This window comes from Segetibacter aerophilus (genome assembly GCF_007991655.1).
Lineage (GTDB): Bacteria > Bacteroidota > Bacteroidia > Chitinophagales > Chitinophagaceae > Segetibacter > Segetibacter aerophilus.
This window is the reverse complement of the sequence record NZ_BJYT01000011.1, coordinates 98948-116507: the sequence shown is the minus strand read 5'-3', so window position 1 is coordinate 116507 and position 17560 is coordinate 98948. Positions and strand designations below refer to the sequence as shown.

At 39.8% G+C, this 17560-nt stretch carries 17 protein-coding genes; 12 read left to right on the top strand and 5 right to left on the bottom strand.

The window, feature by feature from the left end; all coding sequences use genetic code 11:
* Positions 1–42 precede the first annotated feature (42 nt).
* Both SAE01_RS15090 and SAE01_RS15085 read right to left on the bottom strand, forming a co-directional pair.
* The gene (locus tag SAE01_RS15090; protein ID WP_147204618.1) at positions 43–648 is read right to left on the bottom strand and encodes a superoxide dismutase; all 606 of its coding nucleotides are present in this window, start codon (positions 646–648) and stop codon (positions 43–45) included.
* A 191-nt stretch (positions 649–839) separates the two neighbouring features.
* Positions 840–1286, bottom strand: coding sequence for a nucleoside deaminase (locus SAE01_RS15085; RefSeq protein WP_147204617.1), 447 nt, complete (start codon positions 1284–1286; stop codon positions 840–842).
* Between the two features lie 228 nt (positions 1287–1514).
* Here SAE01_RS15085 and SAE01_RS15080 point away from each other — a divergent pair, with 228 nt between their 5' ends.
* The 5 genes from SAE01_RS15080 (at position 1515) to SAE01_RS15060 (ending at position 8281) form a co-directional block, all read left to right on the top strand.
* Positions 1515–2894 carry an aldehyde dehydrogenase gene (locus SAE01_RS15080; RefSeq protein ID WP_147204616.1) on the top strand — a complete coding sequence of 460 codons (1380 nt, stop codon included), beginning with the start codon at positions 1515–1517 and terminating at the stop codon, positions 2892–2894.
* 256 nt (positions 2895–3150) lie between these two features.
* Positions 3151–5559 (top strand): 3-hydroxyacyl-CoA dehydrogenase/enoyl-CoA hydratase family protein, encoded by a 2409-nt coding sequence (locus SAE01_RS15075; protein ID WP_147204615.1) that lies wholly within the window; start codon positions 3151–3153, stop codon positions 5557–5559.
* A 142-nt stretch (positions 5560–5701) separates the two neighbouring features.
* Positions 5702–6358, top strand: coding sequence for a phosphatidylserine decarboxylase family protein (locus SAE01_RS15070; RefSeq protein ID WP_147204614.1), 657 nt, complete (start codon positions 5702–5704; stop codon positions 6356–6358).
* A gap of 321 nt (positions 6359–6679) precedes the next feature.
* Entirely contained in the window at positions 6680–7288 is a 609-nt protein-coding gene (locus SAE01_RS15065; RefSeq protein ID WP_147204613.1) for a YceI family protein, read from the top strand.
* Between the two features lie 387 nt (positions 7289–7675).
* Positions 7676–8281, top strand: coding sequence for an alpha-ketoglutarate-dependent dioxygenase AlkB family protein (locus SAE01_RS15060; protein ID WP_147204612.1), 606 nt, complete (start codon positions 7676–7678; stop codon positions 8279–8281).
* Between the two features lie 111 nt (positions 8282–8392).
* Here SAE01_RS15060 and SAE01_RS15055 read toward each other — a convergent pair whose 3' ends face one another.
* Positions 8393–9088 carry a YjjG family noncanonical pyrimidine nucleotidase gene (locus SAE01_RS15055; RefSeq protein WP_147204611.1) on the bottom strand — a complete coding sequence of 232 codons (696 nt, stop codon included), beginning with the start codon at positions 9086–9088 and terminating at the stop codon, positions 8393–8395.
* Positions 9089–9150: 62 nt separating this feature from the next.
* Between SAE01_RS15055 and SAE01_RS15050 the strand changes: the two genes are divergently transcribed.
* From SAE01_RS15050 to SAE01_RS15030, 5 genes are all read left to right on the top strand, one after another.
* A complete protein-coding gene (locus tag SAE01_RS15050) occupies positions 9151–9852 on the top strand; it encodes an SDR family NAD(P)-dependent oxidoreductase (RefSeq protein ID WP_147204610.1) in 702 nt (233 codons plus the stop codon).
* Between the two features lie 84 nt (positions 9853–9936).
* Positions 9937–10173, top strand: coding sequence for a CAMCR motif-containing small membrane protein (locus SAE01_RS15045; RefSeq protein ID WP_246113252.1), 237 nt, complete (start codon positions 9937–9939; stop codon positions 10171–10173).
* A 38-nt stretch (positions 10174–10211) separates the two neighbouring features.
* On the top strand, positions 10212–11450 hold the full coding sequence (locus SAE01_RS15040) for a glycosyltransferase family 87 protein (protein WP_147204608.1): 1239 nt from the start codon (positions 10212–10214) through the stop codon (positions 11448–11450).
* A gap of 39 nt (positions 11451–11489) precedes the next feature.
* Positions 11490–12371 carry a lysophospholipid acyltransferase family protein gene (locus tag SAE01_RS15035; protein WP_246113251.1) on the top strand — a complete coding sequence of 294 codons (882 nt, stop codon included), beginning with the start codon at positions 11490–11492 and terminating at the stop codon, positions 12369–12371.
* A 21-nt stretch (positions 12372–12392) separates the two neighbouring features.
* Positions 12393–13340: a glycosyltransferase family 2 protein gene (locus SAE01_RS15030; protein ID WP_147204607.1), complete on the top strand. Its 948-nt coding sequence runs from the start codon at positions 12393–12395 to the stop codon at positions 13338–13340.
* Positions 13341–13348: 8 nt separating this feature from the next.
* Here SAE01_RS15030 and SAE01_RS15025 read toward each other — a convergent pair whose 3' ends face one another.
* On the bottom strand, positions 13349–14224 hold the full coding sequence (locus SAE01_RS15025; RefSeq protein WP_147204606.1) for a glycosyltransferase family protein: 876 nt from the start codon (positions 14222–14224) through the stop codon (positions 13349–13351).
* A gap of 73 nt (positions 14225–14297) precedes the next feature.
* Here SAE01_RS15025 and SAE01_RS15020 point away from each other — a divergent pair, with 73 nt between their 5' ends.
* Positions 14298–15287 (top strand): glycosyltransferase family 2 protein, encoded by a 990-nt coding sequence (locus SAE01_RS15020; protein WP_147204605.1) that lies wholly within the window; start codon positions 14298–14300, stop codon positions 15285–15287.
* A gap of 38 nt (positions 15288–15325) precedes the next feature.
* Complete coding sequence (locus SAE01_RS15015; RefSeq protein WP_147204604.1) at positions 15326–16516, top strand: glycosyltransferase family 87 protein; 1191 nt, start codon at positions 15326–15328, stop codon at positions 16514–16516.
* Positions 16517–16522: 6 nt separating this feature from the next.
* Here SAE01_RS15015 and SAE01_RS15010 read toward each other — a convergent pair whose 3' ends face one another.
* Positions 16523–17554 (bottom strand): glycosyltransferase family 9 protein, encoded by a 1032-nt coding sequence (locus tag SAE01_RS15010; protein WP_147204603.1) that lies wholly within the window; start codon positions 17552–17554, stop codon positions 16523–16525.
* Between the last annotated feature and the right edge of the window lie 6 nt (positions 17555–17560).

Sequence of the window (17560 nt, the reverse complement as noted above, 5' to 3'; positions counted from 1 at the left end):
TACCGGGGTTGAAAATTATACATAAAACTATTTATCAAAAAATTATTTAGCTCCGTTGAAATTCTCCGCGACTTTAGCCCAGTTTATTACATTCCAGATAGCTCCTAAATATTCAGGTCTCCTGTTTTGATATTTCAAGTAGTAAGCATGTTCCCAAACGTCAATACCTAATATGGGTTTGCCTTTTACTTCAGCCACATCCATCAAAGGATTGTCTTGGTTAGGCGTAGAAGAAACTTCTAGTTTGCCATCCCTTGCTATCAGCCACGCCCAACCGCTACCAAAGCGTGTTGTTCCTGCTGCATTTACTTTTTCCTTAAGTCCGTCGAGCGAACCAAATGTGGAATTGATTGCTTCCAACAAAGCGCCGCTTGGAGGAGCTCCACCGCCGGGACCAAGTAACTGCCAAAAGAAACTGTGGTTCCAATGACCGCCACCGTTGTTACGAACGGCAGGAGAGATAGAACCTGCAGAGGCTATCAATTGTTCAAGGCTCTTATTTTCATGTTCAGTTCCTGCAATTGCCTTATTTAAATTGTCGACATACGCCTGGTGGTGTTTGCCGTGGTGGATCTGCATTGTTTGTGCATCTATGTAAGGCTCTAATGCTTCAGGAGCATAAGGCAACTGCGGTAAGGTAAATGCCATAGTTATACGGTTTTAGTTTTTAATCAATTTATTATTAACAACAAATTTATACCCTATAAGTTAAAAGTGCATTGTCGTGCTGTAAATCTTTCTCATCTCGGAAACGCGGATTATTCCTTTCGAGTTTTGTCTATTAAAAGCTTCAAAGTAGAAACTTGCACCAGCCTGATGGATGACTTCTTCAGGTAACGTTAGCGCCGTGCTTTGAAAAAGTCTTTAATCAACTTTGCGCATTCTTCACTTAGTACTCCGCCGGTAATTTCAGTTTTAGGATGAAAAGGATTTTTTTCACCGTAGAAAAAATGGAAACCTTGTTTTACATCAGGTGCTCCAAATACAACCCTTTTTAGCTTGCTCCAATATAGAGCGCCGGCACACATATGACAAGGTTCAATGGTTACGTACAAAGTGGCGTCTGGCAAATACTTGGCTCCGAGGTGACTGAACGCAGAAGTAATAGCCAACACTTCAGCATGAGCAGTGGCATCATTCAAGCGTTCTACCTGGTTATGTCCACGCGAAATAATTTGGTTGTTAATAACAACGACAGCGCCAATAGGAACTTCGCCTTCAAAAAATGCATCTTGTGCTTCTCTTAAAGCCTGCCTCATAAAATGCTCGTCGTCGTGCAATATCATTTTGTAAAATTAGATCAATCTGCTAGTGAATAATATACATGTTGTGGGGCGTCGAGATGAAAAGATACGGTACAAGTGAGTGACACAATCGGAGTTGCATGCAGAATAAATGCGGGCGACATAACAAAGAAAAAATGAAAGTTTTTCTATTAATGCCTACGCCGCGTTATATAGAAATTAAACTTTTATCTTGTTATAGATATTGACGTAAAAGTAAATTCAATAGTTATGACTACTTACACTTCTACTGATTTTGATACAATGCGCAACTACTTTTTTAGCGGTGCTACTGTTGAATACACTTTTAGAAAGCAGCAATTACAAGTATTGAAAAAAGGCATTCAGAAATATGAGCAGCAAATTATGGACGCTCTATTTAAAGACCTTCATAAATCGGCTGAAGAAGCTTTTACAACTGAGATTGGTTTTATTTATGCTGAGATTTCTCATACCCTTAAAAACTTACAGAAGTGGATGCGCAAATCTTCGGTTAGTACGCCTTTATTTTTGTTGCCTTCTTCAAGTAGCATCATTAGAGAGCCGCTAGGCGTCTGCCTCATTATTGCTCCCTGGAACTATCCTTTTCAATTGTTGATAGCTCCACTAATAGGTGCAATAGCAGGAGGTAATTGTGCAGTCTTGAAACCCTCAGAAATGGCGGTTAATACTTCAGTTGTAGTAAGTGAAATGATTGCTGAGTTTTTCGATAAAAAATATATTTCTGTCGTAGAAGGAGATGGAGCAATAGTGGTTCCGGCTCTTATGACCGAGAATAGGTTTGATCATGTGTTTTTCACAGGAAGCATACCGGTCGGAAGAGAGATTGCAAAACTAGCAGCGGAAAAATTGGTGCCCGTTACACTGGAATTAGGTGGCAAGAGTCCATGCATAATAGATGGGGATGCAGACCTGAAAGTGGCTGCAAAAAGAATTGTATGGGGCAAGTTTACTAATGCCGGACAAACTTGTGTTGCCCCGGACTACTTGCTTGTACATGAGAAAAATAAGGATGAAGTAATTAAGGAAATGCAATTAAGCATTGAACGTTTTTATGGTAAAGAACCAATAAAGTCAAATGACTACGGTAGGATTATCAATCGAAAAAGAGTTGATAAACTGAAGAGTTATTTACAGCAGGGAGAGGTGGTTTCAGGCGGTCATGTACGAGAAGAGGAACTGTATTTTTCACCGACACTGATGGAACAAATTGCACCGGAAGCCCCCTTGATGAAAGAAGAAATTTTTGGTCCGATACTTCCGATCATTACTTTTAAAGAGCAGGATGAAGCACTGGCAGTCATACATAAAAATTCACATCCCCTGTCATTGTATTATTTTGGAAACAATAAGAAAAACGAAGACTACTTTATTAATAATGTTCAGTTTGGAGGTGGTTGTGTTAATAATACTTTGGTACATCTGGCCAATGCAGATCTTCCTTTTGGCGGTGTAGGAAATAGTGGGGTAGGGGCTTATCATGGAAAGTTTAGCTTTGAAACTTTTACGCGCGCAAAAGCTATTTTGAAAACTGCCACCTGGGTTGACCCCGATGTAAAGTATCCGCCGTATAAGGGAAAGTTGAAATTGTTGAGGTGGTTTTTTAAGTAGGGGGAGTTTCTCGCAGAAGGCGCGGAAGACGCAGAAGAGTCTTTGAACGAATTGATAAGAGACAGCTTTAGATAATTTGGAATTGTCTCTTAAAAAGGTCCGTTCCTTGTTAATTTTAATGCTGCAGAATTGATAGACAAACAATGGATTATAAGAATCATAAATAATTATTGAACCAAAATTTCTTGAAGAAAGCAATAAAAGAAAACTGCTTTTCTGCAGCTTCCGCGCTTTCTGCGAGAACAATTTCTTCTATATGAAAAGAACGATCAAAAAAGTTGCTGTTTTAGGAAGTGGTGTTATGGGAAGTCGAATTGCGTGTCATTTTGCAGGTGTTGGACTGCAGGTATTATTGCTTGATATAGCACCAAAAGAATTGAATGCAGCTGAACAGGCAAAAGGTGTAAGCATCGATCATCCTGCTGTCAAAAACAGGATCGTGAATGAGGCCCTCGCTGCCGCTGTTAAAAGCAATCCATCTCCCGTTTATATCAAGGATGTCATCAACAGGATAACCACCGGCAACTTCACTGATAACATGAAAGACATTGCTGGTTGTGATTGGATTATCGAAGTGGTAGTGGAGAGGTTGGACATAAAACAAGCAGTTTTTACCGATGTAGAAAAATACCGCAAGCTGGGAACTTTAATCACCAGCAATACTTCCGGTATTCCTATTCATATGATGGCTGAGGGGCGTAGCGAAGATTTTAAAAAGCATTTTTGCGGAACTCACTTTTTCAATCCACCGCGTTACCTCAGGCTGCTTGAAATTATTCCTACGCCATATACAGATCCGGCTGTGGTGGATTTTCTAATGAACTACGGCGACTTGTATCTTGGCAAGACAACAGTACTTGCTAAAGATACTCCCGCCTTCATTGCTAACCGGATTGGTGTGTTCAGCATTATGTCCATTTTTAAACTGATGGATAAGTTGCAACTGAGCATCGACGAAATAGATGCTTTAACAGGGCCAATCATTGGCAGGCCAAAGTCGGCTACTTTCAGAACTGCTGACGTAGTTGGGATTGATACCCTCGTTAAGGTGGCAAAAGGAATCGCTGACAACTGCAAAAGTGACGAGGCTTTAGAAACATTAACCGTTCCTGCATGGCTGCAAAAGATAACAGAGAACAATTGGTTAGGAGATAAGACGGGCCAGGGCTTCTTCAAAAAGATGCAGACCCGAAACGAAAAGGGCGAAAAAGATATTCACGTATTAAACCTTCAAACATTTGAATATGGCCTGCGAAGCAAACCGAAATTTGCAAGTGTAGACGCGGCAAAACCGATTGAAGATTTGCCTACCAGAATAAAAATGTTGAGTGCTGCCCAAGACAAAGCAGGCGAGTTTTACAGGCAGTTCCATTACAGTTTGTTTAGTTATATCTCTCACCGAATTCCCGAAATCAGTGACGAGGTATTTAGAATTGATGATGCAATGATGGCAGGCTTTGGATGGGAGATTGGTGCTTTTGAAACATGGGATTTGCTGGGCGTAAATAAAACGGTTGCCGCTATGAAAGCGGCCGGCGTTCAACCGGCAGGATGGGTCGAAGAAATGTTAGCAAGCGGATCAACTTCATTTTATAAAGTTGAAAACGGGAAAAGGCTTTTTTATGACGTAAAGTCAAAATCATACAAGCCAATTGCAGGAGCAGAGGCTTTCTTAGTATTGAACAATTTCAAAGAGAAAACGGTTTGGAAGAATAGTTCGTGCACTGTCTATGACATCGGCGACGAGGTGTTGGGCATTGAATGGAAAACAAAAATGAACAGCATAGGGAGTGAAGTATTGGAAGGTGTAAACAAAGCAATTGGATTGGCAGAAGAAAATTTTAGAGGATTGGTGATTGCTAACGAGGGTCCAAATTTTAGCGCAGGGGCAAACGTAGGAATGATCTTCATGTTTGCAGTCGAAGAAGAATTCGACGAATTGGATATGGCCATTAGGATGTTTCAAAATACAATGATGCGTGTTCGTCATTCTTCTGTTCCTGTGGTCATTGCACCTCACGGATTAACGTTGGGTGGTGGTTGCGAAATGAACTTACATGCTGATAAAGTCTGTGCTGCTGCAGAAACCTATATCGGACTTGTAGAATTGGGTGTTGGTTTGATACCGGGCGGTGGGGGAACAAAAGAGTTTGCTTTGCGGGCAGCAGATGAAATGCACGAAGATGAACCGGAAACAAACACGCTAAAGAATCGTTTTTTCAATATAGCAACGGCAAAAGTTGCAACGAGTGGTTTTGAAGGTTTTGAAATGGGTGTGTTTAGAAAAGGTATTGATGAGATTGTAATGAATCAATCGAGACGAATTGCGGAAGCTAAGAAAAGTGTGATTGAATTATCCGAACAAGGATACATTACTCCGATCCATAGGAAAGACATTAAAGTGTTGGGTCGTTCAGCATTAGGCGCTCTGTACGCGGGCATCAACGGAATGTGGAGAGCAAACTATGCAACGGACCACGATGCGAAAGTTGCTCGCAAACTTGCTTATGTAATGTGTGGCGGAGACTTAAGTGAACCAACATTAGTAAGCGAACAATACCTGCTTGACCTTGAGCGGGAGGCTTTTTTAAGTTTGTGTGGCGAAAGAAAAACACTCGAGAGAATTCAGAGCGTATTAAAAAGCGGTAAGCCTATAAGAAACTAGGTAGAATTTCGTTTGGAGGAGTACCAATATGTCTTGATGCCACTTCTTACTTTTAACGTTAACTGATGACGGAAACGACTTTAAAAGCGGTTTGCAGTTACGACTATATTGAATTACTATATTTGCACCATAACTACCATTGATGACTATTCACAAAGAGGGATATAAAAGTATTGGATTTGCTGCCTTAATATTTGGGTTAATCAATATTGCCTCATTCATTTTCCTGGGAGATAACTATCCTAAAACGGCTACAATTATCTTCATTGCTTCAGCCATTTTATTCCTGTTTATTGTTTCTTTTTTTAGGATCCCTTATCGTTCGTTAACAAAGGGCGAAAGAGAAGTGATCTGCCCGGCGGACGGTAAAGTGGTGGTTATCGAAGAGATTTTGGAAGAGGAATATTTTAAAGATAAAAGACTGCAGGTAAGTATTTTCATGAGTCCAGCCAATGTGCACGTGAACCGCAATCCTGTAAGCGGAGAAGTAGTTTACAACAAATATCATAAGGGTAAATACCTGGTAGCGTGGCACCCGAAGTCTTCTACGGAAAACGAGCGACACAGCGTAGTGATTAAGAATGACAAAGCAGAAGTATTGGTGAAGCAAATAGCCGGTGCACTTGCAAAACGCATTATCAATTACTTGTCCGTGGGCCAAGAAGTGCACCAGGGCAACGAACTAGGCTTCATTAAATTCGGTAGCCGTGTCGATGTTATATTGCCGGTTGGCACCAAAGTAAATGTTCAGCTAAACCAGCTTGTAAAGGGTGGAGTTACTGTGCTGGCAACTTTATAAAACGAGATCCAAAATCTTCTATTAGGTTTTATTTGAAAGCTCTGTAAATTCTTACAGGGCTTTTTTTATGCGCCTTTATGTTCGGTACTTATTCTTACATAAAACATTTTTACCCGTGAATATGTGATGTCTTATCACATATATTTTTAATAGGAAAAGTTCCTGTCGTTACCGCTCTTACGTTTTCTAATGATGTTTATCCTTCAAAAAGAGGGGTTCATGCAAAAGCCTTTGCTACTGTTGATGCTGCTCAACATTTTCGTATGGTCACATCAACATCTAATCACATAAAAAATTAAGATAACAATCAAATTAAAAAACATGAGAAAGGTTTTATCAGCAGCACTAATTGCGTTAGCAGCAACAATAGCTTGTAACAAATTAAAAAGCGAAGAAAGAATTTATAAAGTCAACACGTCCTCGTCTGTTGCGGAATGGAAGGGTTCTGCACCAGATCATTTTCATGTAGGCTCGTTCAAGATAGAAGGTTCTTTATTGACAAGGTCAGATGGAGATATACAGGCCGGAACCTTTGTTATTCCAATTTCTTCTATTGATAATTTCGATCTGCCGGCCGAAGTAAAACCGCAGTTGCTTAACCATCTTAAGAGCGCCGACTTCTTTAATATCGCCTTGCATCCCAACGCCGAATTTAGGATTGAAAAAGTTGAAACCCTTGATGGCTCCGTGAAAGGAGCTGTTGCAGGTGCAAACAAATTAGTAACCGGCAATCTTAGCCTTGTTGGTCAAACTCATCCCATTACTTTTCCCGCAAAAATTGCTTATAAAGGTGATAGCCTGCAGGTGGAAGCCACGCTAAAAATAGATAGGACCAAATGGGGCATGACAAAATATAGCAACGCCGACTCCGGTTTGTATATCATTCCCGATGCAGACATTCATGTTAAAATGCAAGCTGCAAAAGTCTAGTCTTTGCAAAGTTTGTCCGCTACAATTTCTGACTGCTTTGTGCGGAGGTTATCAAAAATGATAACCTCTTTTTGTTTTAGCAGCTTAAAGCTTTTTAAACAGTTTTTGCAAAAGCGCGAAGAACCGGAATTATGAGGTAAGTTGTTTTTTAGTACCAAAACATCCATACTACTATTAAGCTTTTGTTGCGTCGCACTCTTGTACATTTTCTTTTTATTCATCTATATCTTCAATCGAACACTAGCTACCTCATTAAAAAATTACGACTTGAAAGGCAGTTGAACATTTTAAATTTGTCAACTGTTTGAGGTGATCAAGATCCAGATGCGGTGTGAGTAAATGTGAGTTGACAAAAACCTGATGCGTGTTTATTAATCAATAGAAAGAATGGACTTATTTAATACAGACATCATAACTAACCTGCTGCCTGGCGATGGGGTTGCCAACTATTACGGCAGGGTTTTTTCGCGAAGCGAATCCCTGCATTATTTTGATCAGCTATTCAACACGATCGATTGGAAAAATGATGAAGCGATTATGTTTGGCAAGCATATCATTACCAAAAGAAAGGCAGCCTGGTATGGCGACGGTGCTTACGCCTACACCTATTCTAACACCACAAAACAGGCAGTGCCATGGACGAAGGAATTAGCGGAGTTAAAAGCAAAGGTTGAAAAAATTACAGGCGAAACGTACAATTCATGCTTGCTGAATTTATATCACAATGGAGATGAAGGGATGGCCTATCACAGCGACGATGAGCAAACACTTGGAAAAAATTCTGCGATTGCTTCTGTGAGCTTTGGAGCAGAAAGAAAGTTTTTATTCAAACACAAACAAACGAAAGAGACTGTTTCAGTAATGCTGGAGAACGGCAGCTTATTAGTAATGAAAGGTGCTACACAAACGAACTGGTTGCATCGTTTACCACCAACTAAAAAAGTTACCTCCGCGAGGATAAACCTTACTTTTAGAACAATTGTAATTGGATGAATAGAATAAAAAAAGTACAATAGTGCGACGCAACGGCTGCCAATGGTTGTACTTAAAGCTGGCTACCTCGAACTTGTCCAATCACTACCTGTTTACCACCTGCAAACGGAGCTATAATATATCTTCCAATTCCCTGAGGTGATAGATAATATGGGTTGGCTTAAGGGTTGTTTCTTCCCTTATATGATTTACAAAAATTGTATCCATGCCTGCGTTCATTGCCCCAAGAATGTCTGCGTCTAAATTATCTCCGATCATAATGCCTTCAGTGTAGCAGCAGCCTGCCTTGTTGGTTGCAAAATCAAAAATCTCTTTGTGCGGCTTTAGACTACAGGCAGTTTCAGAGGTGATTACCGTAGAAAAGTACTTGCCAATGTTGGCGTTTTCAAGCTTACGCCATTGCACCTTCTCGAACCCGTTAGTGATAAGGTGTAGTTTGTAATTTTTGTTTGCGAGGTAATTAAGTATTTCGTCGGTATGCGGAAAGAGGGCTTTTTTGTTCGGAAGTATTTCAAGGTACTCCTGGCTCAACTGTTTTGAAAAATTTTCGTCGCCAATTTTAAATTCCAGCAAAGTGTGCCACATCCGTTTCCACTTTAATTCTTCCTGCCTGATGAAGCCATGGTTATATCGGTGCCACAAACGTTTATTGTGAAATGAATATTTCTCGTAAAAAAGTTGAAAGTCTGTCGTGACCGTTTCATCCAGTTTATGTAGCAGAAAAAGGTCTTGAAGTGTTTCTTTAGAATTGGTTTCAAAATCCCATAGGGTATGGTCAAGATCGAAGAAAAGATGCTGGTAAGTCATTCACTACAATTTCGGGTTCTATTTACTTAGTTTTGCCTGCAAGCTAATTAAAAACAAAAAAAATGAATGTTATTATCACCGGGGCTACCAAAGGAATGGGGCGCGCAGCCGCGGAACAATTTGCCGCTGCAGGATATAATATTATTGCTTGTGCAAGAACCGAGGGTGATTTACAGGAAATGAAAAATGATTTTCTAAAAAGATTTCCAGCGGTGTCAGTTACTACCAAAGCAGTAGACATTGGAGATGGCCAGCAGGTTAAAGATTTTGGAAAGTGGGTAGTAGATTCGAAAATTACCGCGGATGTGCTGGTAAATAATGCAGGCTATTTTGTTCCCGGAACTATTTATGAGGAAAAAGACGGAACCATCGAAAAAATGATGGAAGTAAATGTCTACAGTTCGTATCACCTTTGCCGGGCTTTAATCCCTTCTATGATCGAACGGAAAAGTGGCCACATTTTTAACATCTGTTCAATTGCTGCATTTCAACCTTTGCCAAATGTTGGTTCTTATGGCATCAGTAAGTTTGCGCTGTACGGGCTGACGAAACACTTGCGTGAAGAAATGAAACCTCACGGAATAAAAGTAACTGCTGTGCTACCAGGTGCAACATTTACCGGAAGCTGGGAAGGTTCAGACATTGACCGGAAAAGAATTATGGAAGCGAATGATGTAGCTAAAATGATTTTTGCAAGCAGTCAACTTTCTTCATCAGCCATTGTTGAAGACATTGTTATACGACCGCAGTTAGGAGACCTGTAGGGCCGATAGTCCTGCAGTTTTTCGAGGCAACTATAACTTTTTCAAATTGTTTTTGCATTTAACTTTGTCACTGAAATTTTATTTATGAAAAAGGTGAGATTGATAGTGTTTTTTCTGCTGGTAACATTTGCTGCAATGCTTAATACTGCGCAGGCACAATGCTCTATTTGTACCAAGACTGCAGGCCAATTGGGAGAAAAGCGCGCGCAGGGATTAAACTCAGGAATCATTTACCTAATGCTTGCACCCTTTACTATCGTTGGTTATATAGGCTTCAGGTGGTGGAAAGCGGAAAAGCAAAACAATGCTGAGGTAGGATAAATTTCCCTGTAACTAAAATAACGCTCTAATACACTCAATTGTCGTTTAATTTCCTCTTTAAAGACGTAAGCTTTGGTGGTAATCGTAAGGTGCCTTTTGTGTATGTTCTTTGGTTTACGTTAGCTCTTATCGCGGTTCTTGCCGAACTACTGCATCACAGCATCAACAACTACCTGATTTTTAAAAATGTTTTCTGGCACGTTCTTCATCAAAAGAATTTATATCTCTACTACGCCGACGAATACCAGGATCATAATTTATACGGGCCCATTTTCAGCTTTATAATTGCTCCGTTTGCTATTTTACCCGATTGGTTAGGTGTGATTTTATGGGTCATGTTTAATGCCTTTGTTTTATTTGTAGCGATCAGGCAATTACCCTTGTCAGAAAAAGCAATCAAAACTGTTTTTCTTATCTCGGCGATCGATTTCATGACAGCCGGCCACAATGTTCAATTTAATGCTATCGTAGCGGCGCTCATTATTTTCTCCTACACATTCGTTCAAAAAGGGAAAGATTTTTGGGCAGCTTTTTTTCTTGCTCTTGGCATCTTAGCTAAAATCTATGGAGTAGTAGGCATCCTGTTTTTTCTCTTCTCAAAAAACAAAATAAAGTTTACCGGTTCTTTTCTGTTTTGGCTGGCAGTGCTGTTTGTTTTGCCAATGCTTATCTCGTCCCCGGCTTTCATCATACAGACTTACAAGGACTGGATGAATACGATTGCCGAGAAGAACCTGCTGAATATGGTTCACACCGAAGTAAATATGCAAGACCTATCTGTGATGGGAATTATCAGGAGAACCGGAATTTCATCTGAAATATCGAACCTATTTGTGCTTGTACCGGCAGTTGTTCTTCTTGGTTTGCCCCTGTTAAGGCTTAACCTGTATTCTAACCTTGTGTACCAGTTGTACTACCTGGGTCTTGCGCTTATTTCTGTCGTCATCTTCAGTTCCGGGGCTGAGTCTGCAACCTATGTTATTGCTACTGTTGGGGTGGCTATTTGGTTTGTACTAAATATGCATAGAGCAACCGCTTACGAAATTGCTGCCCTCGTATTCGTTCTTATCGTAACCAGTCTTTCTTCCACGGATTTAGTCCCCCAAATTATTAAACACAATATCATTCGTACCTATGCCTTAAAAGCTTTGCCTTGTTTGGTAGTTTGGTTGATGATTATTTACAATGTTGGGTTTAAAAAAGAAGCGACATTACAAAGCCCTAATGTGGTCCCAAGCTCTGACAATTCTTTAGCGCCCGGAAATAGTAATAGGTAAGAGCTTTACTTTGAACCTTTTTGAACACCTTTTTGCTACATGATGTATTCTGTTCTATATGGATTTTTGTATGTCTTCTCACTGCTTCCGTGGAGGGTATTGTACCTGCTGAGCGACTTTGTGTATGTGTTGCTCTATTATGTTTTTAAGTATCGGAGAAAAGTAGTGATGGACAACTTGCAAAGGGCATTTCCAGAGAAAACAGCTTTAGAAAGAGTGAGGATTGCAAAAGAATTCTACCACAATTTCATTGACACTTTCATTGAAACACTCAAGTTTTTATCGATTTCAGATAAAGAATTTTCTAAACGAATAAGCGGCAACTTCGAGATATTTAAAGACCTCTACGACTCGGGACAGAACGTGCAAATTCATTCCGGCCATTTTTTCAACTGGGAATACATGAACTGGGCTGTTCCAAAATATGCGCCTTATCCTTTTATCGGCGTTTATAAGCAGGTTAGTAATAAGGCAATCGACAAGCTTATATTAAACTTGAGACAGAGATACCACAGCATTATGTTGTCTACCTATGATTTTAAAACAACCTTTCACCAATTGGCAAAAGGTCGGTATGCGCTTGGCTTATATGCCGATCAAAACCCTCCAAATACGGGTCAAAGTTTCTGGCTTCCTTTTTTTGGTAAGCTTACTCCCTTCGTCACTGGTCCTGAAAAAAGTGCGCGGATTAATAATACAGCTGTCGTTTTTGTTCATCACTACAAAGTAAAAAGGGGTTATTACCACGCCGACTTTTCCCTGGTTACAACAACTCCGCAGGACTACGGACGCGGAAAGCTTACCAAAATTTATGTTGACTGGTTGCAGGAGTGTATTCGCAAAAAACCTTTCAATTATCTCTGGAGTCATCGACGGTGGAAGTGGGAGTTTAGGGAGGAATATCGAAAACTGGTTATTTAAATTGCTGATTAAATCTTAATAATGGTTCCCGAAATACTACTCTCAATTTGTATTCCTACTTATAACAGGGCTACTTACCTGGAAAGGTGTTTGGAGAGTATTGTAAAGCAGGCCGGAAATAATCCCCAGGTAGAAGTGTTAATTTCTGACAATGTCTCGAACGACCATACGAGGGAGGTGTGTGAGAGATTTGTCAGACAATTCAACAACGTAAAATATTTCGTCAACGAAACAAATATTGGGGCCGATCAAAATATTATTAGGGTTTTGAAAATTGCTAATGGAAAATATTTAAAGCTACTGAATGACTACTGCGAGTTTTCAGAAGGAGGTCTTTTAAAGGTTCTTGATATTGTGACAGACCATGCTTCAACAAGGGAAGTATTATTCTTCCCAAATGGCGTTTCTTACTTAAGGAAGAAAGAGTTTCATTATTCCACTGGCTTAGATGGGTTTCTTAAAATCGCATCGTTCTGGAGCACATGGATTGGCGCTGTGGGTTTTTGGAAAGAGGACTTCCATAAGGTGATGGAAACCTACCAGTTTAAAACAACTAATTTTTTACAAACCGAACTGTTATTTGAAAGTGTTCTTTTAAAGCAAAAAGCAATTACTTACTCAAGGTCTTTTATGGTAGCCCATGAAGTAGTTAATAAGAAAACAGGTTATAACTTCTTTGAGCTTTTTATTGAGAGTTATTTCAATACCTATATTACATCACTAAGGAAAGAGAGAAAAATATCGTGGTTCGCTTACTATCGCGAAAAGAATAAGTTCTTTGCCGATTTCATCTTTTTCTGGTATAAAAATGTCAAGATTAAAAACCGGCATTCTACTGATATAAGCCCCAAGGGCGTGGAATGGTTGGTGTTTAAGACTTACAAGTACGATCCTATCTTTTATCTCTATTTGCTTTTCCTGCCATTTTATATGCTAAGCTTCTATATCAAGAAGTTGCGTCGAAAATGAGTCGTGCTTTAAGGCACTACCCTGTCATTAGTTATTTTACCCATCCTGTTATTTTTAAAATCGCTCTTAGCCAGCTTTAAGTATTGTAAAATCTTCCTGGTATTTCTTCCATATAGCAGCGTCACTTTTACGCGGGATAGAACGTAGCCCCGTATTTGCTTTGAGTACATCTTATCCTTGCCTTTGTATTTTTCTTCGAGGTAAAGCATATTGCGATACATGTAATAGCAGCGCAAAGCAGAGTGAATCTCTTTTTTCTTTTTCAATAAGAACAGTGTCTTTATAGATGATCTATACACCTCGTTTCCCACCGTGTGCCTGATATAAATGTTGGGGAATTGAACAACAGGGTATCCTGCCATTTGCGCTCGAAAGCAGTAATCATAATCAACGCCATCAATAAACAACTGCTCATCAAATCCTCCAATTTTTTCATACAAGGACACATTCAGCAAACTGCCTGACGTGATCAGCTTTTCAGCTCTTACTGATGCACAGTCATCACTAATTGGTTGATCATGCCTGCTGAATTTTGTTCCGAACATTGCAACCTCTTCTTTGCCCTTGTATTCGTTGAAGCATTCCAGATAAGCTGAGATGGTGCTCACTTCAAAGCTTGTATCCTGGTCCATCGTTAACAGCCAATCAAACTGTTCACCAATAGCAAGCCGACATGCAGCATTTAATCTTTTGGCAATACCTCCATTTTCAAAGTCGTGAAATAGGGAGACTTTTGGTAATTGCGATAAATCATCTTGTATTAAAGACTTCGTTTCTGTGTTGTCGATCACAAATAACTTATCAACCCAATCGTAATAGGTTTTAATGTTTGAGATTGCATCTTCGGTCGGATGATAAAGTATTACGACTGCTGCTATTTTCATAAATTATCTGAAGAACATCTTCTGCTATATTTGAGACCTAAAATAATACTAGCTGAAAAAGCAAATGTAAATCATGAACTCCTCGAAGCCTCGATACAATTCGGTTACTGAAAAAGAGGTAGCGCCAAATGAAACTTTAAAACTTGTTTCAATTGTACTGGCCACTTATAATGGGGAAGCTTTTTTAGCTAAGCAGCTTGAGTCTCTTTTCAACCAAACCTATTCGAATATTGAAATTATTGCTGTCGACGATGGCAGCAAGGATAATACGGTAAGCATCTTACATGAGCATGCGCTCCGACATCCAAACATGAAAGTCTATGTTAATGATATGAACCTTGGCTTCATTAAAAATTTTGAAAAAGGATGTTCTTTATCCTGCGGTGATCTTATTGCTTTGTGTGACCAGGATGATTATTGGGATGAAAATAAGATAAAGAAAATGGCTGCCGCTATTGAAGATCATCCTATCATTTATTGTGACTCGCTGGTTTGCAACGACAACCTCGAGCCTACAGGAACAAAAATATCTGATTTGGTAAACTTCAGGTCGTGGAGTAACCCTCTACAATTGGCAGTCTTTTGTAGAATCTATGCCCATGCGATAATGTTCACAAAATCTTTTTTTAACAAGGCTGTCCCTTTCTTAGATGTTATCCCACCCGATTGGTGGCTTCCTTACCTGTCAACTTTTTATGGTGGAATCAAATATTTTCCTGAGCCTTTGATTTTGTATCGGCAGCATGCAGGCAATGTAACGGGAGTAATTGGAGGAAAAGGAAAGAAGAACAGGGAAGTTTCAAAGGCAGAACGAACACGTCTTGATAAGATCAAAATCCGCACGCGTGTGAATGCTTTCTACAATGCCTGTCCTGATCATTTCGATGAAGAAAAAAAAGTGCTGCAGAGTTTAGTTAAGACTTACGAAAATTTTTCTCTGGAAAATAACCTGAACAGATTCCTACTTTTTCTACGCTATCGGGATACTTTTTTAAGCGTAAAAAAACACTCGGCTTTGCATAGGTTTTTGTTTTGTTTCAAGATGTTTGTAAAAATAAAATAGCTTTCTGCCCATCTGCTGGTCGAGGGCATAACCTACTTATGAAATCACTTATTCTCAAAATTCAACTCAAGCACGTTATTATATTAATCATAGTGCTGGCTTTGGGAATTACAATCCAGGGCATTATCGCTTCTCAAGGCGACGTCTACACCCACTATAATAACCTGGTGATTTTTAAGAGCTCTTTTGGTCATTTAATCCATAATCAAAATCTCTACTTATATTATCCAAAGGAGTATTTTGATCTGTATAAGTATAGCCCTACTTTCTCAGTTTTAATGGCACCTTTTTATTATTTACCTAATGAGGTTGGGCTTTTTATATTCAACATCATCAACACGAGTGTCTTCATCTATGCACTGCTAAGACTTAAAATTGCGCCGGACTCGCTAAAGTTCTTGTTTTTGTTTTTGTTCCTTGAGTTTGGAATATCAATGCAATGGGTTCAAACCAACGTGCTCATTGCGTCTCTTATCATCCTGGCATTTCATTCTCTCGAAAATAAAAAACCGTGGTTAGCCTCTTTATTAATTGTCTTAACTGTCTACATAAAAATATTTGGACTGGTAGCTGTAGTACTCGGAGTCTTCTACCCAAACAAATTTCGTTTTGTTCTGTACACCATCTTCTGGACACTTGTATTCGCAGTCCTTCCGCTGGTAGTCATTTCTAAAAATGAACTCCTGCAACAATATCAAAACTGGATAGATCTTTTGAAATGGGATCATGAAGCATCTTATGGAGTTTCATTTATCGGGCTGGTGCATTCATGGTTCAATCTCAACTTTTCAAAGATTGCTACAGTAGCGGTAGCTGCGATTGTTTTTTGTATTCCTCTTTTGAAGTTCAACTGCTATAAGCAGTATAATTTCCGGCTGCAAATATTGGCCTCGCTACTAATCTGGATTGTTATTTTCAATCATCGCGGAGAGTCTCCAACCTATGTAATTGCACTCGTTGGAGTTGGGATCTGGTATTTCTCTCAGCCTGCCAATACCACCAATAAAGACCTGCTTTGGCTCTGCCTGGTATTCACCTCTTTTACTTCTACCGATCTTATCACGCCTGGATGGATCACCGAAAAATACGTTGATACCTATTCAATAAAAGCTGTTTTCAGTATCGTTATTTGGTGTAAGCTCATTTTTGACCTTTTGACAAAAGAGCAATTTAAATGTCCAAAGCAGGATGAAGTCGTGAGCAAAGGACTGTCATCTGCAGCCACCTAATACATTTTATCCTTTCTGCTTTTTACTCGTTTTTTCATTAAAAGCTTTGTCCAGCGCGTCTCTTATCCATGCAGGATTTACTTCTTCCATGCAATGACACGACATTTTATTTCCCTTGCAATCGTTGCAAGATCTATCGACTACGAAGGCTTTTGCCTTCGGTCCTAAAGGCGCCCATCTTCCCGGGTGAATAGGTTTAATCGGAGGATAGATTCCGAATGCATTTTTGCCTAACGCGGCAGCAAGGTGTATTGGGCCGGTACCACTTGCTACCAACCCGTCAGCAGCAGATATAAAAGACATGAATTCAGGCAAAGTCATTAAACCGGTGATGTCAGTTATACGATCTCCCGCTGCTTCGAAAATAGACGTTAGTTGCGCCCGCTCTTTCTCAACTCCTGAAACAAAAATTTTAAATTTATCGCCGTCCAACTGACGTATAAGCCTTATGAAGTTTTCAAGTCCCCATTCGCGGCCATTGCCCTGCGACTTGGGGTGCAAAATGAGGTTGTACCGATGGTTGTCAATCAAGTCTGACAGCTTCTGCGGTAAGGGTAGGATGTTGTTAAGCGCGAACGAATTACCAATTTCTTCAAGCGAAAAATCTTTGGTAATGCCTAAAGGTTCTAGCAGCTTTATGTTCAGCTGAGCCTCATGCAGTATCGATCTTTTTCGACTTAGTTTTACCAGGGAGTTACAAGTGAACCAATGATAGATTCTGTTGGTGGTACCTATCCGCATTGGTATTTTCAATTCTTTAGCCCGTTGTGCAATTTTAGCTATAGGAAGTACATGTATAATGGCAGCCGGCTTCTCTCCAAAAATCGTTATCTCGCGACTCATGAAATCGTCTATATCAATAAATACATCCACGCTGGTACAGGCTTCGATGACCGGTCTTGTATAAGCTTTGCCCATAAAGGCAATCTTCATTGCCGGAAAAAACTTTCTTAGCACTGTCGCCACTGGCAGCGTTAATACAACATCTCCAATGCTGTCGGTTCGGCTGATGATAATGTTTGCTGGAGTATCGCTCAATGAGAT